The organism is Dinoroseobacter shibae DFL 12 = DSM 16493, from assembly GCF_000018145.1.
GTDB classification, from domain to species: domain Bacteria; phylum Pseudomonadota; class Alphaproteobacteria; order Rhodobacterales; family Rhodobacteraceae; genus Dinoroseobacter; species Dinoroseobacter shibae.
Genome location: NC_009952.1, coordinates 1940711 through 1960562, shown reverse-complemented (window position 1 = coordinate 1960562; position 19852 = coordinate 1940711). Strand labels below are relative to the sequence as shown.

21 protein-coding genes are annotated in these 19852 nt (G+C 66.7%); 16 read left to right on the top strand and 5 right to left on the bottom strand.

From position 1 onward, the window contains the following. Window positions 1-139: 139 nt before the first annotated feature. The 6 genes from DSHI_RS09590 to DSHI_RS09570 all read left to right on the top strand — a co-directional run bounded on the left by DSHI_RS09590 (window position 140) and on the right by DSHI_RS09570 (window position 5791). Complete coding sequence (locus DSHI_RS09590; protein WP_012178554.1) at window positions 140-598, top strand: GNAT family N-acetyltransferase; 459 nt, start codon at window positions 140-142, stop codon at window positions 596-598. Continuing rightward, window positions 595-1971 carry a DUF2927 domain-containing protein gene (locus tag DSHI_RS09585; RefSeq protein WP_012178553.1) on the top strand — a complete coding sequence of 459 codons (1377 nt, stop codon included), beginning with the start codon at window positions 595-597 and terminating at the stop codon, window positions 1969-1971. Before DSHI_RS09590 ends, DSHI_RS09585 begins: the two co-directional genes overlap by 4 nt. After that, complete coding sequence (locus DSHI_RS22585; RefSeq protein ID WP_012178552.1) at window positions 1971-2138, top strand: hypothetical protein; 168 nt, start codon at window positions 1971-1973, stop codon at window positions 2136-2138. The genes DSHI_RS09585 and DSHI_RS22585 overlap by 1 nt, the downstream gene beginning before the upstream one ends. A gap of 3 nt (window positions 2139-2141) precedes the next feature. Beyond that, window positions 2142-3329, top strand: coding sequence for a vWA domain-containing protein (locus DSHI_RS09580; protein ID WP_012178551.1), 1188 nt, complete (start codon window positions 2142-2144; stop codon window positions 3327-3329). A 116-nt stretch (window positions 3330-3445) separates the two neighbouring features. After that, a complete protein-coding gene (locus DSHI_RS09575) occupies window positions 3446-4423 on the top strand; it encodes an HAD family hydrolase (protein ID WP_012178550.1) in 978 nt (325 codons plus the stop codon). A gap of 93 nt (window positions 4424-4516) precedes the next feature. Next, window positions 4517-5791: a DUF2254 domain-containing protein gene (locus DSHI_RS09570; RefSeq protein WP_012178549.1), complete on the top strand. Its 1275-nt coding sequence runs from the start codon at window positions 4517-4519 to the stop codon at window positions 5789-5791. 16 nt (window positions 5792-5807) lie between these two features. On the opposite strand, the gene grxC is transcribed toward DSHI_RS09570, so the two are convergent. Both grxC and DSHI_RS09560 read right to left on the bottom strand, forming a co-directional pair. Continuing rightward, on the bottom strand, window positions 5808-6080 hold the full coding sequence (gene grxC, locus DSHI_RS09565) for a glutaredoxin 3 (protein WP_012178548.1): 273 nt from the start codon (window positions 6078-6080) through the stop codon (window positions 5808-5810). 59 nt (window positions 6081-6139) lie between these two features. Further along, window positions 6140-6655, bottom strand: coding sequence for a YkgB family protein (locus DSHI_RS09560; RefSeq protein ID WP_012178547.1), 516 nt, complete (start codon window positions 6653-6655; stop codon window positions 6140-6142). Between the two features lie 138 nt (window positions 6656-6793). Here DSHI_RS09560 and DSHI_RS09555 point away from each other — a divergent pair, with 138 nt between their 5' ends. From DSHI_RS09555 to DSHI_RS21705, 10 genes are all read left to right on the top strand, one after another. Beyond that, window positions 6794-7390: a TetR/AcrR family transcriptional regulator gene (locus tag DSHI_RS09555; RefSeq protein WP_012178546.1), complete on the top strand. Its 597-nt coding sequence runs from the start codon at window positions 6794-6796 to the stop codon at window positions 7388-7390. Between the two features lie 67 nt (window positions 7391-7457). Continuing rightward, the gene (locus tag DSHI_RS09550) at window positions 7458-7766 is read left to right on the top strand and encodes a c-type cytochrome (RefSeq protein ID WP_012178545.1); all 309 of its coding nucleotides are present in this window, start codon (window positions 7458-7460) and stop codon (window positions 7764-7766) included. 153 nt (window positions 7767-7919) lie between these two features. Then, window positions 7920-9188, top strand: coding sequence for a PQQ-dependent sugar dehydrogenase (locus DSHI_RS09545; RefSeq protein WP_012178544.1), 1269 nt, complete (start codon window positions 7920-7922; stop codon window positions 9186-9188). 151 nt (window positions 9189-9339) lie between these two features. Beyond that, window positions 9340-9987: a helix-turn-helix domain-containing protein gene (locus tag DSHI_RS09540; protein ID WP_012178543.1), complete on the top strand. Its 648-nt coding sequence runs from the start codon at window positions 9340-9342 to the stop codon at window positions 9985-9987. A 75-nt stretch (window positions 9988-10062) separates the two neighbouring features. Then, on the top strand, window positions 10063-10989 hold the full coding sequence (locus DSHI_RS09535) for a class II glutamine amidotransferase (protein WP_012178542.1): 927 nt from the start codon (window positions 10063-10065) through the stop codon (window positions 10987-10989). Further along, window positions 10989-11666: a GltB/FmdC/FwdC-like GXGXG domain-containing protein gene (locus DSHI_RS09530; protein WP_012178541.1), complete on the top strand. Its 678-nt coding sequence runs from the start codon at window positions 10989-10991 to the stop codon at window positions 11664-11666. The genes DSHI_RS09535 and DSHI_RS09530 overlap by 1 nt, the downstream gene beginning before the upstream one ends. A gap of 20 nt (window positions 11667-11686) precedes the next feature. Then, window positions 11687-13021: an FMN-binding glutamate synthase family protein gene (locus DSHI_RS09525; RefSeq protein ID WP_012178540.1), complete on the top strand. Its 1335-nt coding sequence runs from the start codon at window positions 11687-11689 to the stop codon at window positions 13019-13021. 61 nt (window positions 13022-13082) lie between these two features. Then, window positions 13083-14399 carry a type III glutamate--ammonia ligase gene (gene glnT / locus DSHI_RS09520; protein WP_012178539.1) on the top strand — a complete coding sequence of 439 codons (1317 nt, stop codon included), beginning with the start codon at window positions 13083-13085 and terminating at the stop codon, window positions 14397-14399. Window positions 14400-14533: 134 nt separating this feature from the next. After that, window positions 14534-15355 (top strand): DUF2189 domain-containing protein, encoded by an 822-nt coding sequence (locus DSHI_RS09515; protein ID WP_012178538.1) that lies wholly within the window; start codon window positions 14534-14536, stop codon window positions 15353-15355. 296 nt (window positions 15356-15651) lie between these two features. Next, window positions 15652-16518, top strand: coding sequence for a HEPN domain-containing protein (locus DSHI_RS21705; protein WP_157865300.1), 867 nt, complete (start codon window positions 15652-15654; stop codon window positions 16516-16518). Between the two features lie 118 nt (window positions 16519-16636). Here DSHI_RS21705 and DSHI_RS09510 read toward each other — a convergent pair whose 3' ends face one another. From DSHI_RS09510 to DSHI_RS22985, 3 genes are all read right to left on the bottom strand, one after another. Then, window positions 16637-17749, bottom strand: a complete 1113-nt coding sequence (locus DSHI_RS09510) for a lytic murein transglycosylase (protein ID WP_012178536.1) — start codon at window positions 17747-17749, stop codon at window positions 16637-16639. A gap of 61 nt (window positions 17750-17810) precedes the next feature. After that, window positions 17811-19106: a serine--tRNA ligase gene (gene serS / locus DSHI_RS09505; protein ID WP_012178535.1), complete on the bottom strand. Its 1296-nt coding sequence runs from the start codon at window positions 19104-19106 to the stop codon at window positions 17811-17813. Between the two features lie 342 nt (window positions 19107-19448). Further along, window positions 19449-19850, bottom strand: a complete 402-nt coding sequence (locus DSHI_RS22985) for a pentapeptide repeat-containing protein (protein WP_083768368.1) — start codon at window positions 19848-19850, stop codon at window positions 19449-19451. Window positions 19851-19852: the final 2 nt, after the last annotated feature.

Below are 19852 nucleotides of genomic sequence, written 5' to 3'. Positions count from 1 at the left end.
GCGCGAGATGCGCAACGACTTTGCGCCACGGACCGGAGTGTATCGCAAACACACATCACTTTTGCCTAGTTTGCGCCGGATGCAGGCACACCGCGCCCGCGGGCTTGCGCGCGGGCGTTAACCTCCGCATCCTTGGCCCATGACCGGTCCTGACCTCTGCATCCGGGCGATCACGCCCGACGACGCCCCCGCGTGGCGGGCACTTTGGCGCGCCTATCTCGCGTTTTACGAAACCGAACTGCCCCCGGAGGTCTACGCCACCAGCTTTGATCGGCTCTGCGACCCGGAGGTGACCGACTACCAGGGCGCGTTGGCGGTGCGGGGCGACACGCCCGTGGGGCTCGTTCACTATATCTACCACCGCCATGGCTGGCAGGTGGCCCCGGTCTGCTACCTTCAGGATCTGTTCACTGCCCCCGCCGCACGTGGATTGGGGGTGGGGCGGGCACTGATCGCCCATGTCTACGCCGCCGCCGATGCCGACGGTGCCGCGGGGGTCTATTGGTTGACCCAGGCGCACAACACCCAGGCCCGGCGGCTCTATGACCGGGTCGCCCGGGAAACCCCGTTCATCAAGTATGTGAGGGCGGCGTCATGATCCGTGTCCTGTCTGTCTGCGCCCTTGCCCTGCTGGCCGGTTGCGCCGCGGCCCCGGTCTCCGAACAGCCCACGCGCGCTCCGGCGACCAGCGAGCTGCCCCCGATGAAGACCTTCGGCAGCTACCAGCCCGCGCCGATCCGCGCCACCAACCGCCAGCTTGCGGCGGATTTCATGGAACTCAGCTTCCAGATGGAAAGCGGCCGGCAACTGACCCGGTTCACCCGGTTCGAGGGCCCGGTGCGCGTCGCCGTGCGTGGCGCGGCCCCCAGCACCCTTGGGCCTGACCTCGCGCGGCTGCTGGAGCGTCTGCGCCGCGAGGCCGGGATCGACATTGCCCGCGCCGGGCAGGGCGCCGAGGCGCAGATCGTGGTCGAGGCGCTGACTCGCAAGCAGATCCAGCGCTACGTCCCGCAAGCGGCCTGTTTCGTGGTCCCCAACGTGGACGGGTTCGACGAATTCGTCCGCAACCGCCGCTCCACCCGCGTCGACTGGACCCGGCTGGAGACCCGCACCAAGGCCTCGGTCTTCGTGCCCAGCGATGTCAGTCCCCAGGAAATCCGCGACTGCCTGCACGAGGAAATCGCCCAGGCGCTCGGGCCCCTCAACGACCTTTACCGGCTGGAAAACTCGGTCTTCAACGATGACAATTTCCACCCGGTGCTGACCAGCTTCGACATGCTCATGCTGCGCGTGACCTATGCGCCCCAACTGCGCTCGGGCATGAGCCCCGCCCAGGTCCAGCAGGCGTTGCCGGGCATTCTCGACCGGGTCAACCCGGCCGGACGCGGCGCGGGCAGCGCCGCGCCTATCATCTCCCGCCGCGACTGGATCTCGGCGGTGGAATCCGCCCTCGGCCCCGGCACCTCGCCACGCCGCCGCGAGGAAACCGCGGTGGAGGCCGTGCGCATCGCCCGCGACGCCAAGTTCACCGATGTCCGCCACGCCTTCAGCTACTACGTGCTGGGCCGTTTGGCGCTCGGCTCGGATCCCGAGCTGTCGCTGGCCTCGTTCCTGCAGGCCGGCGGGCTTTATTCCGAGGCACCGGGCACCGAGGTCCAGCAGGCCCATGTCACCATGCAGATCGTCGCCTTCGCGCTGACCAATGGCCAGCCCGACACCGCCCTGCGGCTGGTGAACGAAGCCCTGCCTGCGGTCCAGCGCTCTGAAAACGCGGCGCTTCTGGCCACGCTGATGATGATGAAGGCCGAAGCCCTCGACATGCTCGGTCGCCCCAACGAGGCCCGCACCGTGCGGCTCGACAGTCTCGGCTGGGCACGTTATGGCATCGGCTCTGATGATCAGGTGCGCGCGCGGCTGGCGGAAATCTCGTCGCTCCCGCCGCCCCTGTGGGACGCTGAAAGGGGAAGCTGATGCTGGTGGTGGCTGGAGTGTTGGGTGGGGCTGCCTGGGGGGGCTGGCTCGCCAAATCCCGCGGCGGGCTGAAGAAGGACATGGCGCAATACGCCGCCGGGTTCGCCATCCTGTGGGGGATCATCGGGCTGATCGCCACCATCGTGATCGAACGCATGGCGGCCTGAGCGATGTTCCTGCCGTTCTTCGCCGAGCTTCGGAAGGGCGGCGTCCCGGTGTCGGTGCGCGAATACCTGACCTTCCTCGAAGGGTTGGGGCGCGGCATGGCCACCTATGACCCGGAACAGTTCTACTTCCTCGCCCGCTGCGCGATGGTCAAGGACGAGCGCCATCTCGACCGGTTCGACCGCGCCTTCGCCACCGCTTTCAACGGGTTGGAGGCGATCACGCCTGAGCAGGTGCTCGACGCCGTGGACCTGCCCCGCGAATGGCTCGAAAAGCTGGCCGAGAAGCATCTGAGCCCAGAAGAACGCGCCGAGATCGAAGCCCTGGGCGGGTTTGACAAGCTGATGGAGACCCTGAAAGAGCGGCTCAAGGACCAGCAGGGCCGCCACCAGGGCGGCTCGAAGTGGATCGGCACCGCCGGAACCTCCCCCTTCGGCGCCTACGGCTACAACCCCGAAGGCGTGCGCATCGGGCAGAATGAGTCCCGCCACAAACGCGCGGTCAAGGTCTGGGACAAGCGCGAATTTCGCAACCTCGACGACAGTGTCGAGCTGGGCACCCGCAACATCAAGGTGGCGCTCAAACGCCTGCGCCAATGGGCCCGCGACGGGGCCGCCGAAGAGCTCGACCTCGACGGCACGATCCGCGCCACCGCCGAGCACGGCTATCTCGACGTGAAAACCCGGCCCGAGCGGCGCAATGCGGTCAAGGTGCTGCTGTTTCTCGATGTGGGCGGGTCCATGGACCCCTATATCCGGCTGGTCGAAGAGCTGTTCTCGGCCGCGCGCGCCGAGTTCAAGCACCTGGAATATTTCTACTTCCACAACTGCATCTACGAGGGGCTCTGGCGCGACAACCGCCGCCGCTGGTCCGAACAGACCCCGACCTGGGACGTGCTCCATACCTACGGGTCGGATTACAAGTGCATCATCGTCGGTGACGCCTCCATGTCGCCCTACGAGATCGCCCATCCCGGCGGCGCCAACGAGCATTGGAACCCCGAGGCGGGCCATGTCTGGCTCGCCCGGGTGCGCGACCAGTGGCCCAACCACCTGTGGCTCAACCCGGTGCCGGAACGTCACTGGCGCTACACCCATTCCATCGAGATGATCCAGCAGGTCTTCGGCGCCGAGCGCATGGTGCCCATGACCCTCGAAGGCATCGACCGCGGCATGCGGGTGCTGGGGCGGTAACAGCCGCGCCGCCCGGCGCCGGTCGGGACATGCGCACCAAAGCGTTGACTTCGTCAACCAGACCTCGCTACCCCTGTACCCACATCCCCACCGGCTCCATCAACAGGAACCCCGCCATGCACCGCTGCGCCCTCTGGTCTCTACCCTTCCTTGTCCTGCCCCTCACGTCCCTGGCCGATCCGCTGCCCTCCTGGAACGACAGCGCGTCCAAGACCGCCATCCTCGACTTCGTCGCCGCGGTCACCGATCCCACCTCGGACAGCTACGTCCCCGAACCCGACCGGATCGCCGTCTTCGACAATGACGGCACCCTGTGGAGCGAGCAGCCGCTCTATTTCCAGCTCGCCTATGCCCTCGACATGGTCCGGCAAAAGGCCGAGGCCGACCCCGCGATCCTGACCTCCGACGCGCTCCGGGCGGCAGCGGCGGGCGACATCGCCGCGCTGCGCGAAACCGGGCGCGAGGGCATGCTGGAGGTGGTCAGCCTCTCCCACGCCAACATCACGCCCGAGGCCTTTCGCGCCTCCGTCCACGGCTGGCTGACCACGACCGAGCATCCCACGACCGGGCTGACCTATGCCGAGATGACCTACCAGCCCATGGTCGAGTTGCTGCGCTACCTGCGGGACGAGGATTTCAGCACCTATATCGTCTCCGGCGGCACCCTCGATTTCATGCGCGCCATCGCGGAGGAAGCCTACGGCATCCCGCCCGCCCAGGTGATCGGGAGCATCGTGAACCTGAGCTATTCCGTCGAGGACGGCGTGCCCACCCTGACCAAGCAGCCGGGCCTCTTCTTCGTCGACCGCACCGGCGACAAGCCCGTGGGCATCATGAACCATATCGGCCAGCGCCCGATCTTCGCCGCCGGAAATTCGGACGCCGATTTCGAGATGGTCGACTGGGTCACCGCGGGGGAGGGGGCGCGGTTCGGCATGTTCATCCACCACACCGACGCAGAGCGCGAGACCGCCTATGACCGCGGCAGCCCCATCGGCGCGCTCGACGTGGTTCTGGACGAGGCCGAGGGCCGGGGCTGGGTGCTCGTGGACATGGCCAAAGACTGGTCGCGGGTCTGGTCCGCCACCCCCTGAGCCGCACGCCCTTGGCCAATGGGCGCTTCCCTTCCGGGCGCGTTCCGGGCGAAGCTGCGCAGCAGCGGTTTCGCAAAGTGATCGGATGCGCCCATGACCCGCCTGACCTGGCTCAAACTCGTTCTTCTGCGCTACTATCGCAACATGGGCCTGCGCGTGCTGCTCTATGCCTTGCTGTCGCTGGTCGCCACCTTGATCAGCCCTTTGGTCAGCCCGCTGCTCAATGGCCGCGTGAACATGCAGATCGACTTCGCGTCGGTCACCCCGGTCCTGACGATCCTCGCCTCGTCGATGCTGGCCGTGTCGACCTTTTCGCTCAACATCATGGTCTCCGCCCATCGCGGGGCCGCCGATGTGGCGACACCCCGGATGCACCGGATCCTGCTGGAGGACACGACCACCCAATCGGTGCTTGCGGCCTTCATCGGGGCCTTCGTCTATTCCCTCGGGTCGATCGTGCTCTATCGCCTGGGCTTCTACCCCGAGGATGCCGCCCTGGTGGTCATGGCGATCACGACGGTCGTGGTGATCCTCGTCGTGATCTCGCTGCTGCGCTGGATCGAGCATCTGACCACCATGGGCAGCCTGCGCGACAGCCTCGCCTCCGCCGAGACCCGCGCCCGCGAGGCCCTGAAAGCCCAGGCCGAAAACCCGCGCTTCGGTGCCTCGCCCCTGTCGCCGGACACGGTTCTGCCACTCTCCACCACGCCGCTGCGCGCGCCGGTCTCTGGCTATCTGCAACTGATCGACATGGCCGCCATCGAGGACTGCCTGCCCGACCAGGCGGTGCTCTACCTAGATGTGGCGCCGGGCGCGCATCTCCTGGAGGGCGAGGTGATCGGCCAGGTCTCCGGCCAGGTCGACGATGACACCCTCTCGGGGCTTGGGCGCGCCTTGACCTTTGGCGACTGCCGCACCCATGAACAGGACGCGGCCTTTGGGCTGACCGTCCTGTCCGAGATCGCCGAGAAAGCCCTGTCGCCCGGCATCAACGATGGCGGCACCGCGACCGAGGCGCTGCTGATCCTCAAGGCGCTCCTGTGGGAGTTCGGGCGCACCGACCCGGACCCCGACGCGCCAAAGGCACCTCGGGTGTTCGCCGCCTTCCCCGGACCCGCCCGCTTCATCGAGGCAGCCTTCGCGCCCACCGCGCGCGACGGGGCCGGGTCGATCGAGACGGCCCTGACCCTGCGCCAATGCCTCGCGTCCCTGTCGCGGTCCGACATTACCGAGATGTCGGCGGCGGCCCAGGCGCTCGCCGCCAATGCGCTGTGCTATGCCGAAGAGGCCGGGATGCCGCCGCGCGACCTCGACCGGCTCCGCGCCATTGCGGTCGGCGCGCCCTCTGCGCAGGCCGCCGCGGTCTGAGGTGCGCCCACCGCACTCAGGCGGTGCGGACAAGGCCCAAAAGCCCGTCGAGCTCGCCCCGGGCGTCCAGCCGCGTCAGCGCGTCGTAACCGCCCACATGAACCCCGCCGATGAAGATCTGCGGAACCGTGCGCAGCCCGCCGGCCCGCTGGATCATCTCGGCGCGCAGGGCCGGTTTGCCGGTGATCTCATGGTTGGTGAAGCGCGCCCCCTTGCGGTGCAACAGCGCCTTGGCGGCCTTGCAATAGGGGCAATAGTCCTTGGTATAAAGCGTGATGGTCCGGGTCATGGCAGTGCCTTTCGTGGCAAGCGCCCCGGCCGGGCCGGCCGGGGCAGGGAAGGGTGGGCTCAGAGCGTGCGCGCCAGACGGCGCAAGGTATCGCCGGCCAGAAGACCCGCTGCCGCCAGCAGCACGATGTCCTTGAGCAGGAACTGACCCGGCACCACCGACAGGGCCGGGAACCCGCCCAGGCTTGGCTCCGTGACCGGCGCCGTGAACAGGAAGCTCACCGTCACTGCGAAGGTCGCCAGCGCCCCGAGCGCGCCCAAAAGGGCGGCCTTGGGAAATTTCGCGCCCAGCAACAGCAGCAGCGCGGTCGCGATCTCGACCGCCCCGATCAGGTTCGACGCGCCCTGCACGCTCAGGATATCGTAAAGCCAGGCCGTCAGCGGGCTCGACTGCACGAGGCCCTGGATCGCCCCGGCCTCGTAGGCGGTGAATTTCATCGCGCCGATCCAACCCAGAACCGTGGCGCTGGTCAGGCGCACGGCGCTCAGGCTGATCCGCGAAACCCGGTCGCCGAGACGGTCCAGGCGGCTGGCGGTGAGGGTGGGGGCGGTGGAGGTGAAGGTTGCGTCGGACATGGGGGCTCCTTTGTGGACCGAACGGTCCGTATTTGGTGATATGAAAGCGACCGTTGCGGCCGGTGAGGGGAACATGTACATTAAAGACCGATTGGTCAACAATCATGCAAACACAGCTGCGCGAGGATTTGTTACACCATGGCCTCCCCACATCCGCCGGGCCGCCCCCGGGAATTCGACCCCGACGAGATGCTCGACCGGATCCTGGGCCTGTTCTGGGAAAACGGCTACGAGGGCACCGGGCTGAGCGACATCACCCGCGCCACCGGGCTGGGCAAGGCGAGCCTCTATGCCGCCTTCGGCAACAAGCACCAGATCTATCTCCGGGCGCTCGCCCGCTACGAGCAGACGGTGGTGTCTCCGGGCGCCGCCGCCCTGCGCGCCCCCGACACCCCGCCCCGGGATCGGATCGCGAGGTTCCTGTCCGCTCCGGTGGAGGCGGTCGTGCAGGCGGGCGATCACCGAGGCTGTTTTTTGTGCAACGCGGTCTCCGACCGGGCGGCGCTCGATCCCGAAACCGACCGGATGGTGCAGCGCGGCTACGGCATCCTGCGGCGCGCGCTGGCCGCGACCCTGCGCGAGGCCGACCCGGACACGCCGGACCCGGCGCTCGCCGCCCGCGCCGAGATGCTGCTGTCGCTCTATGCCGGGCTGCGCGTGCGGGCGCGGGCCGGGGACGGGGCGGCGGTTCTCGCCGCCAGCCGCGACGCGGCACTGGCCCTCCTGTGTCCGTGATCCGGGCGCGGGTTCGGACTTGGCGCGGGCCTTGCCCCGGTCTATGTCTCGACCGGGAGGAACCGACATGAAATCAAAGACCTTGCTCACCCTTGCCCTGCTCGCCCTCGGCACAACCCAGGCCCAGGCGGGCGACCCCGCCTCGGGCGAGGCGCTCTACGGGGATGTCTGCGCGGCCTGCCACGGCCCGACCGGCAAGGGCATGGCCAGCTATCCGCGCATCGCGGGCAAGGAGGCCGACTATCTCACCGATCGGCTGATCACCTACCGGGCGGGCGAGCGGGTGGGGCCCAATTCCATGCTCATGATCCCCATGGCAGCCGATCTCAGCGACACGGATATCGCCAATCTCGCCGCCTATCTGTCGGGCGGATGAGCGCGATGCGCTTCGGCGATTTTCCGCCTTGAAGCTGCGACATTCTGGCTTACCTTACGACAACTCGGGGCGGGGCCTGAGCGTACCAGTACCAGAAATTTCAGTGTCACGCCCGAGGCTTGAGACCAAAGAACTCTGGGAGGAGTTTCCAACATGACACGACTGTCTGCCCTGTCGCTCGGCGCGGCACTGGCCTCTGCAACCGCGCTTGCAGCTCCGGCCTTCGCGGCCAACACCACGTCCCTGAGCCACGAGATTGTGCTCGAAGGGCTCGAGAATCCGTGGGACGTCGCCTTTCTCGAAGACGGCACGATGTTCTTCACCGAGAAATGCCTCGGCCTGTCCGTGCGCCTGCCCGATGGCTCGGTCAACAAGCTCTTGGGCATGAAGGGCACCGACGACGACTATGCCTCCACCGCCGAGGACCTGTTTTGCGAAGGCCAGGCCGGGATGCAGGGCGTCGCGGTTGACCCGGACTTCGCCGAGAATCGGCAGATCTATGTCTATTCGACCTCCGACCTGACCGCGCCCGGCTCCAACCGCCTGTTGCGGATGACCGTGGGCGAGGATCTCGCCAGCGTGGCGGACCGCACCGACATCGTCGAGGACGTGCCCTACAAGCCCGCCGCGACCGACCACCCCTTCGGTGGCCCCGGCGCCCATAACGGCGGCCGCGTGCGCTTCGGCCCGGACGGGTTCATCTACCTGACCACCGGCGACACCCATAACGGCGAAGGCCCGCAAAGCCCGACCCTGCTGGCGGGCAAGGTGCTGCGCATCGACCGCGACGGCAATGCCGCCGAGGGCAACGCGCCCCCCGAAGGCTTCGATCCGCGGATCTACACCTACGGGCACCGCAACACCCAGGGCATCACCTTCCACCCGGAAACCGGTGCTGCCATCACCGCCGAGCACGGCCCCTGGCACTCCGACGAGATCACCGTTCTGCAGAACGGCGGCAATGCCGGCTGGGATCCGCGCCCGAACGTGGGCGGCCGAGGCGAATGCCCGGATGGCTACTGCGGCTACTCCCCGAACCAGATGGAGGGCATGGACCGCTACGAGCGCGCGGCCTTCATGCCGATGACCGATCTGGCAACCTATCCGGACGCGATGCAGCCGATCTGGGACAATAACGGCTGGTCCCAGGGCACGTCCTCTGCCGAGTTCCTGACCGGGGACCAGTGGGGCGACTGGGAAAACCACCTGGTCGTCGGCATCATGGGCATTGGCTTCGGCGGCACGCCCATCGGCCAGCGCATCGACGTGATCGAGCTCAACGAGGCGGGCACCGAGGTGGTCGACGTCACCGAGATGACCCTGCCGATGGAGCCCGGTCGCTTCCGCTCCCTCGTCCAGGGCCCCGATGGCGCGCTCTACGCGGTGGTGGATCAGGGGATGATTCACAAGATGATGCCGTAAGCCGCGGAACCCCCAAGACAATCGGCGCGCGCGGGTCCTACCCGCGCGCGTTTTTCATGGGAACCGCCCGCCCGGGGGCTTCCCACTCCGCCGCCCGCTGCGCTAGGTCATGGGGCAGGGCACCGCGACCGCCCGCCACCGAGAGGGCCCCATGAGCACCGCCAGACTGCCCCACCAGGACCCCCACCGCCTGCGCGATGCGCCCGACAAGACGCTGGAGGCCGCCATCGGCCGCGCCCTGCGGGCCTTCCGGCGCGAGCAGGGCACAACCGTGGTCGAACTTTCCGCCGCCACGGGCCTCAGCACCGGCATGCTGTCCAAGATCGAGAACGGCCAGACCTCGCCGTCGCTGACCACCCTGCAGGCCCTTGCGAACGCGCTCTCGGTCCCGCTGACGGCCTTCTTCCGCGGGTTCGAGCAGTCCCGCGCCGCCGTCCACACCCGCGCGGGCGAGGGGGCAGAGGCCGAGCGCGAAGGCACCCGCGCCAACCACCACTACACCCTGCTCGGCCATATCGGCGCCAACACCTCCGGCGTGATCGTCGAGCCCTACCTCATTACCCTGACCGAAGCCTCCGACACCTTCCGCACCTTCCAGCATGGCGGGATCGAGACGATCTACATGCTCGAAGGTGCGGTCGACTACCGCCATGGCGACCGCATCTACCCCCTGCGCCCGGGAGACACCCTGTTCTTCGACGCCGACGCGCCCCACGGGCCGGAAACCCTGGTGGAGCTGCCCGCGCGCTTCCTGTCGATCATCAGCTACCCGCAGGAGCGCGGATCCCCCTCAAGGTGAAATAAGTTTCCTCCTGGTTGAATATCTGCCCCGATCCGCTAGGCTCCGGCCAACATCATGCGAGAGGGACCCGTCATGTGCGGAATCGTGGGACTGTTTCTCAAGGACCCGGCGCTGGAGCCGGAGCTGGGCGCGCTGCTGACCCGGATGCTTGTCACCATGTCCGACCGTGGCCCCGACAGCGCGGGCCTCGCGATCTACGGCGCCGAAGCTCCGGGCCTGGCGAAGCTCACCGTGCAGTCCGACACCCCCGAGGCGACCTTTGCCGGGCTCGACACCGATCTCGGCGCGGCCCTCGGCGTGCCCGTCACCCTGCGCGCCCGCAGCACCCACGCGGTCCTGAACCTGCCCGAGGGTCAGCTCGACACCGCCCGCGCCGCCCTCGCCACGCTGCGCCCCGCGGCCCGCGTCATGGGCCGGGGCCGCACCATCGAGATCTACAAGGAGGTGGGCCTGCCGCGCGACGTCGCCGCCCGGTTCGACATCGCGTCCATGTCCGGCACCCACGGGATCGGCCACACCCGCATGGCCACGGAATCCGCCGTTACCACCCTGGGCGCGCATCCCTTCAACACCGGCCCGGACCAGTGCCTCGTCCATAACGGGTCGCTGTCCAACCATAACTCCCTGCGGCGCAAGCTGCGCCACCACGGCATCCTCACCGAGACCGAGAACGACACCGAGGTGGGCGCGGCCTATCTCACCTGGCGGATGCAGACCGGCGCCACCCTGGGCGCGGCGCTGACCACCGCCCTGCGCGATCTCGACGGGTTCTTTACCTTCGTCGTCGGCACCCGCGACGGGTTCGGCGTGGTCCGCGACCCCATCGCCTGCAAGCCCGCGGTGATGGCGGAGACCGACCAATACGTGGCCTTCGGCTCGGAATACCGCGCGCTGGTGGACCTGCCCGGCATCCAAACCGCGCGGGTATGGGAGCCCGAGCCCGCCACCGTCTACTTCTGGACCCGCGACACCCCCAGCCCCGCGCAAAAGGCCGCCTGATGCAGACCCTCGACCTTGCCCAAACCCCCCTGCGGGAGCTGAACGCGGCGCTGCATGCCCAGGCCAGCCAGACCAACCAGACCGCGTGGCAGGTGCTGAACCCCCAGGGCGCCCATGCCATCGCCTGCGGCCTCGACGCGCCGATCGAGGTGACGGTGAAAGGCTCCACCGGCTACTACTGCGCGGGCATGAACAAGCACGCCACCGTCCATATCGAAGGCTCCGCAGGCCCCGGCGTGGCGGAGAACATGATGAGCGGCACCGTGGTGATCGAGGGCGATGCCAGCCAGTATGCCGGGGCCACGGGCCATGGCGGGTTGCTGGTGATCAAGGGCAACGCGTCGTCCCGCTGCGGCATCTCGATGAAGGGGATCGACATCGTGGTCCACGGCAATGTGGGCCACATGAGCGCCTTCATGGCCCAGTCCGGCACCCTCGTGGTCTGCGGCGACGCGGGCGAGGCCCTGGGCGACAGCCTCTATGAGGCGCGGCTCTTCGTGCGCGGCTCTGTCAAATCCCTCGGCGCCGATTGCGTCGCGAAAGAGATGCGGCCCGAACACCTGACCCTGCTTGCGAACCTGCTCGCCCGCGCAGGCGCCGATGCCCGCCCCGAAGAGTTCACGCGCTACGGCTCGGCGCGCAAGCTCTACCATTTCGACATCGACAATGCCTATTGAGGCGAACGAGGACCCGGGCCATGAAAGATGACATCCCCCGCACGGCGCCGATCAAATCGGCCACCTTCACCGACCCGGTGAATGCCGAGATCCGCCGCGCCGCCGCCACGGGCATCTACGACATTCGCGGCGGCGGGGCGAAACGGCGCGTGCCGAATTTCGACGACCTGCTGGTGCTCGGGGCCTCCATGTCGCGCTACCCGCTCGAAGGCTACCGCGAACGCTGCGACACCTCCGTCACGCTGGGCACCCGGTATGCGCAAAACCCGATCCAGCTGGACATCCCCATCACCATCGCGGGCATGTCCTTCGGCGCGCTCTCGGGCCCCGCAAAAGAGGCCTTGGGCCGGGGCGCGACCCTCGCGGGCACCTCCACCACCACCGGCGATGGCGGCATGACCGAAGAGGAACGCGGCCATTCCGAGAAGCTGGTCTATCAATACCTGCCATCCCGCTACGGCATGAACCCCGACGACCTGCGCCGGGCCGACGCCATCGAGATCGTCGTGGGGCAGGGGGCCAAGCCCGGCGGAGGCGGGATGCTGCTGGGCCAGAAGATCACCGAGCGCGTGGCCGGGATGCGCAATCTGCCGGCCGGCATCGACCAACGCTCGTCCTGCCGTCACCCGGACTGGACCGGGCCGGACGACCTGGAAATCAAGATCCTCGAGCTGCGCGAAATCACCGGCTGGCGCGTGCCGATCTATGTCAAGGTCGGTGGCGCGCGCCCCTATTTCGACACCACGCTGGCGGTGAAGGCCGGGGCGGATGTGGTCGTGCTCGACGGGATGCAGGGCGGGACCGCCGCGACCCAGGACGTGTTCATCGAACATGTCGGCCAGCCGCTGCTTGCCTGCATCCCCGAGGCGGTCCGCGCGTTGCAGGATCTGGGCGTGCACCGCGAGGTGCAGCTTGTCGTCTCCGGGGGCATCCGCACCGGTGCGGACGTGGCCAAGGCGCTGGCGCTCGGGGCCGACGCCACCGCCATCGGCACCGCCGCCCTGATCGCGCTCGGCGACAATGACCCGAAATACGAGGCCGAGTATGCCGCCCTTGGCACCACCGCCGGGGCCTATGACGACTGGCACGAGGGGCGCGACCCGGCCGGCATCACCACCCAGGACCCCGGGCTCGCCGCCCGGCTCGACCCGGTCGAGGGCGGCCGACGCCTGCGCAACTACCTCAAGGTGCTCACGCTGGAGGCGCAGACCATCGCGCGCGCCTGCGGCAAGAACCACGTGCTCAATCTCGAACCCGAGGACCTGTGTGCCCTGACGCTGGAGGCCGCCGCCATGGCCAAGATCCCGCTCGCGGGCACCGACTGGTACCCCGGCAAGCCCGGAACCACCTACTGACCGATCCCAGGCGCGCCCCGACCGGCGCGCCTTTTTTTTCCCATCATCGACAGGAGACCCAATGACCACGGACCTCGCCCAATTCGCCAAGGACACCGGCGTCAAGTATTTCATGATCTCCTTTACCGACCTTTTCGGGGGCCAACGGGCCAAGCTCGTGCCCGCCCCGGCCATCGCCGGAATGCAGGCCGAGGGCGCGGGATTCGCGGGCTTTGCCACCTGGCTCGACATGACGCCCGCGCACCCGGACATGCTCGCCGTACCCGACCCGGCCTCGGTGATCCAGCTGCCCTGGAAGCCCGAGGTCGCCTGGGTCGCGGCCAATTGCGTGATGGAAGGCGTGAGCGTCGCCCAGGCCCCCCGCAACACCCTGATCCGCCAGGTCGAGGCCGCCGCCGCCCAGGGCCTGCATGTCAAGACCGGGGTCGAGGCGGAGTTCTTCCTGCTCACCGCCGACGGCAGCAAGATCAGCGATCCCGCCGACACCGCCGAGAAGCCGTGCTACGATCAGGGCGCGATCATGCGCCGCTACGACGTGATCGCCGAGATCGGCGACTACATGCTGGCCCTGGGCTGGGGCCCTTACCAGGCCGACCACGAAGACGCCAATGGCCAGTTCGAGATGAACTGGGATTTCGACGACGCGCTCGCCACCGCTGACAAGCACAGCTTCTTCAAGTTCATGGTCAAATCCGTGGCCGAGAAACACGGGCTGCGCGCCACCTTCATGCCCAAACCCATGCCCGAGCTGACCGGCAATGGCTGCCACACCCACATCTCGGTCTGGGATGCCGAGGGCACCAATGTCTTCGCGGGGCAGGGGGACGGCCCCACCGGCGAGGTCGGCCTGTCCGAGGCGGGCAGACACTTCCTCGGCGGGCTGATGCACCACGCCCGCGCCCTGACCGCGCTCACCAACCCCACCGTGAACAGCTACAAACGGCTCAATGCGCCGACCACGACCTCGGGGGCCACCTGGGCACCCAACGCCGTCACCTGGACCGGCAACAACCGCACCCACATGGTTCGCGTGCCCGGACCCGGCCGGTTCGAACTGCGCCTGCCCGATGGCGCGGCCAATCCCTACCTGCTGCAAGCCGCGATCATCGCCGCGGGCCTCTCAGGCCTGGCGACCAGGGCCGACCCCGGCCCGCGCCACGACATCGACATGTACGCCGAAGGACACACCCTCACCGACACTCCCAAACTCCCCCTCAACCTGCTCGACGCCCTGCGCGCCTTCGACGCCGACACCACGCTGAAAACCGCCCTCGGCCCGGACTTCGCCTCCGCCTTCCTCAAGCTCAAACGCGCCGAATGGGACGCCTACGTCTCCCATTTCAGCCGCTGGGAAAAAGAGCACACCCTGGACGTCTGACGCGGCCCGGCCGCCCGGCCCGCTCCGTCCTTGCCCTGTTGGCGCAGCTGAGGCACACTCGCCTTAGCCATGCGGAGGTCCGACCCACCGCCGAAACACGGACCCCCCGGGCCCACGCTTTGGGAGGAGTGTCCATGACAGCCGAAACCGCCACCCCCACGCCACCGCGCAAGGCCCTGCCCGAAACCGTCCCGCTCACCGCCGACGATATCCGCGCAGCCCTCCGGGACGGGGTCGCCGACTTCCGCGCCCGCCCGGTGATGAGCGCCTTTTTCGGCGCGTTCTACGCGGTCTTCGGCATCGCGCTGGTCTGGGTCCTGCTGTCGCTCGGCAAGGTCTGGATGGTCATCCCCGCCATCATCGGCTTCCCGCTCGTGGCCCCCTTCGCCGCCGCCGGTCTCTACGAGATGTCCCGCCGCCTGAAGGCACACGAGAGCTTCGGCTGGTCCGACATCCTCACCGTCATGGCCCGCCAACGCCAGCGCGAGATGGGCTGGATGGCCTTCGTCACACTCTTCATCTTCTGGGTCTGGTTCTACCAGTTCCGCACCGTGCTGGTGATCGTGCTGCAGGACGCGTCGTTTTCCGACCTCGACGGGTTCCTGGCCACCGTTTTCTTCACCCCCGAAGGCTGGCTCTTCCTGGCCATCGGCACCTGCGTCGGCGCGCTGCTGTCGGCGGCGCTCTTCACGGTGACGGTCATCGCCATGCCCATGCTGCTCGACCGGGAGATCGACTTCATCACCGCCATGCTGACCTCGATCCGCGTGGTGCGCGAGAACCCGGTCGTCATGCTCGGCTGGGCGGGGATCATCACCGTGACCATGGTGCTGTCGCTGATCCCGGCCTTTCTCGGCCTGATCGTCACCCTGCCGATCCTGGGCCACACCACCTGGCACCTCTACCAACGCGCCGTCCGCCCGGTCGAGCAGGCATCCGCCCAACCAACCCCCTGAGCCCACCCTGAAAGAGCACCTCGCCCCCAAGACACCTGCCTTCCGGAAACTCAAACGCGCTGAATGCAATAGCGACATCAGCCACTTCAACGCATGGGAGAGGGGGCATACGCTGGATCTGTGAGCGGGTGCAGGAGGCGTGTTTACTCCTTGGTAGGTGACAAGTTTTGAGCCGCAGTTGAGATCAGTCCAGAGGCATAAAATGAAGATAAACTCTGCTACGTTCGATTGATTACAGAAATTGATCGCTCCAGCTTAATCTCTAATTTCTCGGTTTCCTGCGTGAAGGATGCGTGATGTTCGATACTTCTTTCAATCACTTCAAGTCAGTTTTCTCACACAAATTTTTTGTTGAACCGGCTGACCGAAACTACTTTCTTGCGAGGTTCGCGAAAATCAATCGACTCAATACGGAGTTTTGGTGGCAAGCACTTCAAACAGTGGAAAAGCTCTTGAAGGCTGGACTTGTCCTCAATGGAGTATCAATAAAGAACGGCTATGGACATGGTGTCGAAAAGCTCTGGGAAAAACACAAGGAGGTATTTGGAGAGTTGGCCGTAACTGAACTGGAGAGGCCTGAAAAACTCTCTCCGGCAGTATGGACTGATGCCCCTCTCGATAACTTTATATCAATCATCAACAGGCTGGGACATCCTGACAGCCGCTATGGTCTCACTGGTTATTCCAACAGGAAAAGTGACTTGTTCAAGTTTGATCAGCTGGCCTTCGAATTGCGACGAAGGACAATAGGGCTGGACTGGATAGTCGGGGAGGATTTCCCGAGCAAAGAACTAGCCGCTTTTTACGGAAAACCCTACAGAGATGTCATTGTAAAAATCCCGGAACATCAAATACGATTACTGAAATGGCCTAGCGGATCAACAGATATTCTCGGTCCAGATTTGGAAGATGTTGTCTATTCTTGGAATTTTTCTTTCTATCGTTGCGATGCAGATTTAGAGCGTCCGGCAATTCAAGGGACAGAACCAGCATGCACGGGCTTTGGCAACTCTTACCTTTCCCTCCTTTGGGAAGAGTTAGGTCAAACAGGCATAACGCTCCCCGCACGCGAAAGGGTCACATGGCTCCTAGAGAATATTCAAATTGGACGAGATGCCGAAACAGAATTCAGAAGGATTCTCGATATGGGTCGCTCTGGCTAGTGAGGATCTTCTGCATCGTAGCTCTTCGCTTGCAGATAGTTTTGCGAGATGTACGAAAAGCCGGTCGATTGTCCGCGCCAAAGGCTTTTCGATGGTCGCTCAAGGTCGGCTAACTGTTTCACCGCACCGCCCTTACCATCTCCATCGAAGGCACCCCCGTCACCGGCAGGCCCCGGGCGCGCTGGTACGCCCGGATCGCGGCTTCGGTGTTCGGGCCCACCACGCCGTCCGCACCACCCGTATCAAACCCCGCCCGTGTCAGCCCTTCTTGCAGAGTCACCCGGTCCGCCTTGGTCAGCCCGTTGGCGTCGGGCGGAAACGGCGTGCGCAGGGGACCGCCGCCCGCGATCCGTTCCGACAGGTGCCCGACCCCGATCGCGTAGGCGTCCGAGTTGTTGTAGCGCTTGATCACGTTGAAATTCGACGTGGTGGCGAAACGCGGCCCCCCCGGTTGCGGCTGGAGGCTGCCCTCCGGATCTTCCGCGCCCCAGCGCAGCCCCCTGGTCCAGCCGTTGCGGTCCAGATACGCCGCCGCCGATGCCAGCGCGTCCGTGGGATCGTCGGACCAGATGTCCCGCCGCCCGTCGCCGGTGAAATCCACCGCGAAGGCCTCGAACGATGTGGGGATGAACTGCGTATGTCCCATCGCGCCCGCCCAGCTGCCCACCAGCCGGTCCGCCGGGATATCCCCGGCCCGCAGGATGCGCAGCGCCGCGGTCAGCTGCCCCTCGAAGAACGCCCCCCGCCGCCCGTCATAGGCCAGCGTCGAGGTCGCCGAGACCACGGGGATATCCCCCTTGCGGTCGCCATAGAAGCTCTCCAGCCCCCAGATCGCCGTGACCAACTCCGGCGGCACGCCGTAACGGTCCTCGATCGCAGCCAAAGTGGGGCGGTATTGCGCAACCGCCGCCCGCCCCCGCGCCACCCGCTCGTCCGACACGGCGATGGCCAGGTAATCCTCCAGGGTCCGGCGAAACTCCACCTGGTTGCGGTCCCGCGCCACCACGCCGGGCAGGTAGCCCGTCCCCGCAAAAGCCCGCCGCAGCAGGTCGTCCGAGAAATCCGCCGCCGCCCGCGCCCGGTACCGCGCCACCCAGTCCGCATAGCCCGCATTCGGCACGGGTCGCAGATCGTCCGCCGGCCCCGCCGCGGGCACCCGTGCCCCGCCGCAGCCCGCTAGAGCCAGGGCCGTTGCCCCGGCGCCGAAGGTTCGTCTGGTGATCCGTGTCATGCCCAATGCCCCGCCTGCCGGTTTTGACCCGAGCCTAGCGGGGCGGGCGGCGGATGCAATCTCAGACGAGCCCCCCCTGAGCGTCGATCCGCGTCCGCCCCCGCAGATACCCATGCAGCACCTCCGGCAGCACCACCGACCCGTCCGCCTGCTGCCCGTTCTCCAGCACCGCGATCAGGCACCGCCCCACGGCCAGCCCCGACCCGTTCAGCGTATGCACGAACTCCGGCTTGCCCCCGCCCTCCGGCCGGAACCGCGCATTCATCCGCCGCGCCTGGAAATCGCCGCAGACCGAGACCGAGCTGATCTCGCGATAGGCGTCCTGCCCGGGCAGCCAGACCTCGATATCATGGGTCCGCCGCGCCCCGAAGCCCATGTCCCCGGTGCACAGCACGATGGTGCGGTAGGGCAACCCCAGCGCCTCCAGAATCCCCTCGGCGCAGCCGGTCATCCGGTCCAGCTCCGCCCGGCTGTCCTCGGGCCGCGTCACCGACACCATCTCCACCTTCTCGAACTGGTGCTGGCGCAGCATGCCGGCCGTGTCCCGCCCCGCCGAGCCCGCCTCGGACCGGAAGCACTGGGTATGGGCCACATAGCGCCGGGGCAGGGAGGCCGCCTCCACGATCTCGCCCGCCACCAGGTTGGTCAGGCTCACCTCCGCTGTGGGCACCAGCCACCAGCCCTCCCGCGTCTGGTAGCTGTCCTCCCCGAACTTCGGCAACTGCCCGGTGCCGAGCATCATCTCCTCGCGCACCAGCACCGGCGTCCAGGTCTCGGTCAGACCGTTCTGCTCCACATGGGTGTCGACCATGAACTGCGCCAGCGCCCGGTGGACCCGCGCCACGGCCCCCGACAGCACCACGAACCGCGACCCCGACAGCTTCGCCGCCGCCTCGAAATCCATGCCCGGCACGACGCTGGGCAGCGCGTAATGCTCCTTCGGCGCAAATCCCAGGTCGCGCGGCGTGCCCCAGCGCTTGATCTCCACATTGTCCGCCTCGTCCGCGCCCTCGGGCGTATCGTCGAAGGGCAAGTTGGGGATCTCCATCAGCCGCGCGCTCAGCGCCGCATCATCCTCCGCCGCCGCGGCCTTGAGCGCGGCCACCTCCGCCTTCTTCGCGCCCACCAACGCGCGCAGCCGCTCGAACTCCGCCTCATCCCCCGCGGCCTTGGCCGCCCCCACCTGCTTGGAGGCCGCGTTCTGCTCCGCCTGCGCGGTCTCCGCAGCCAGGATCTTCTCCCGCCGGGCGGCATCCAGCGCGAGGATCTCGCCCGAGACCGGCGCCACCCCGGGGCGGCGGGTCAGCGCGGCGTCGAACGCCTCCGGCGTCTCGCGGATCAGGCGAATGTCATGCATGGGGTCGCTCCGTCAGGATCATCGTCGCGGGGTATATGGCCGAGTTTGCACGGGGAGGCTAGGGGGAGGTCGCGTCCGTGTCACCACCGACACCTCGGACCCCTTGATACGCGCCCCGGCCCGGTGCGGCACCGCAGGTGCCAGGGCCAGCGACGCTAGGTTAATGTCTGCAAGTAGCTCTGGCATAGACCCAAAATGCTTTGAGCGATCGAACCTTGAGCGCCGTCAAAAAATACAGCACCCTATTCTTAAAAAACGCGAGGCTTCTAGCGACAACACTTTACAGAAAGACGCTAAGACTCGGAGACCACACACCTTTTTGCTCTGAAATGTGTGTAGCCGTCAGGTGGTCAGCATCCAGTCTTGCGGAAAGACAAAACCTTCCGGAAGGATCGTGTCTTGACTGCCGATGGCTGCGCCCAGCATTTCGTGAGTTAGCCCGGTGGTTTTGGTGAAGTTTGCGCCACTAATATCGGCACCATGCAAAATTGCATTTTCGAGGTTCGACCCTGTAAAATCTGCGCCGACCAACTCCGCACCGGTAAGGTTGGCACCGCGCAGATTAGCACCAATCAGCCGTGCCCTGTTCAGCTTGGCATCGTGCGCATCCACCCTCACCATATTTGCATGGCTGAAATCGACCCCGTCAGCCAATGCGCGTGCAAGGGTTGCTTCTTCTAGGTTGGCGTAGCTTAGCAACGCAGACCCGAGTTTGAGCGTGAAAGGACGGCGTGATGGTTGCATGC

Excerpts from the sequence above, each read along its gene's own strand:
- DSHI_RS09590 (WP_012178554.1), top strand. The coding sequence starts at position 140 with ATGACCGGTCCTGACCTCTGCATCCGGGCGATCACGCCCGACGACGCC.
- DSHI_RS09585 (WP_012178553.1), top strand. The coding sequence starts at position 595 with ATGATCCGTGTCCTGTCTGTCTGCGCCCTTGCCCTGCTGGCCGGTTGC.
- DSHI_RS22585 (WP_012178552.1), top strand. The coding sequence starts at position 1,971 with ATGCTGGTGGTGGCTGGAGTGTTGGGTGGGGCTGCCTGGGGGGGCTGG.
- DSHI_RS09580 (WP_012178551.1), top strand. The coding sequence starts at position 2,142 with ATGTTCCTGCCGTTCTTCGCCGAGCTTCGGAAGGGCGGCGTCCCGGTG.
- DSHI_RS09575 (WP_012178550.1), top strand. The coding sequence starts at position 3,446 with ATGCACCGCTGCGCCCTCTGGTCTCTACCCTTCCTTGTCCTGCCCCTC.
- DSHI_RS09570 (WP_012178549.1), top strand. The coding sequence starts at position 4,517 with ATGACCCGCCTGACCTGGCTCAAACTCGTTCTTCTGCGCTACTATCGC.
- grxC (WP_012178548.1), bottom strand. The coding sequence starts at position 6,080 with ATGACCCGGACCATCACGCTTTATACCAAGGACTATTGCCCCTATTGC.
- DSHI_RS09560 (WP_012178547.1), bottom strand. The coding sequence starts at position 6,655 with ATGTCCGACGCAACCTTCACCTCCACCGCCCCCACCCTCACCGCCAGC.
- DSHI_RS09555 (WP_012178546.1), top strand. The coding sequence starts at position 6,794 with ATGGCCTCCCCACATCCGCCGGGCCGCCCCCGGGAATTCGACCCCGAC.
- DSHI_RS09550 (WP_012178545.1), top strand. The coding sequence starts at position 7,458 with ATGAAATCAAAGACCTTGCTCACCCTTGCCCTGCTCGCCCTCGGCACA.
- DSHI_RS09545 (WP_012178544.1), top strand. The coding sequence starts at position 7,920 with ATGACACGACTGTCTGCCCTGTCGCTCGGCGCGGCACTGGCCTCTGCA.
- DSHI_RS09540 (WP_012178543.1), top strand. The coding sequence starts at position 9,340 with ATGAGCACCGCCAGACTGCCCCACCAGGACCCCCACCGCCTGCGCGAT.
- DSHI_RS09535 (WP_012178542.1), top strand. The coding sequence starts at position 10,063 with ATGTGCGGAATCGTGGGACTGTTTCTCAAGGACCCGGCGCTGGAGCCG.
- DSHI_RS09530 (WP_012178541.1), top strand. The coding sequence starts at position 10,989 with ATGCAGACCCTCGACCTTGCCCAAACCCCCCTGCGGGAGCTGAACGCG.
- DSHI_RS09525 (WP_012178540.1), top strand. The coding sequence starts at position 11,687 with ATGAAAGATGACATCCCCCGCACGGCGCCGATCAAATCGGCCACCTTC.
- glnT (WP_012178539.1), top strand. The coding sequence starts at position 13,083 with ATGACCACGGACCTCGCCCAATTCGCCAAGGACACCGGCGTCAAGTAT.
- DSHI_RS09515 (WP_012178538.1), top strand. The coding sequence starts at position 14,534 with ATGACAGCCGAAACCGCCACCCCCACGCCACCGCGCAAGGCCCTGCCC.
- DSHI_RS21705 (WP_157865300.1), top strand. The coding sequence starts at position 15,652 with ATGTTCGATACTTCTTTCAATCACTTCAAGTCAGTTTTCTCACACAAA.
- DSHI_RS09510 (WP_012178536.1), bottom strand. The coding sequence starts at position 17,749 with ATGACACGGATCACCAGACGAACCTTCGGCGCCGGGGCAACGGCCCTG.
- serS (WP_012178535.1), bottom strand. The coding sequence starts at position 19,106 with ATGCATGACATTCGCCTGATCCGCGAGACGCCGGAGGCGTTCGACGCC.
- DSHI_RS22985 (WP_083768368.1), bottom strand. The coding sequence starts at position 19,850 with ATGCAACCATCACGCCGTCCTTTCACGCTCAAACTCGGGTCTGCGTTG.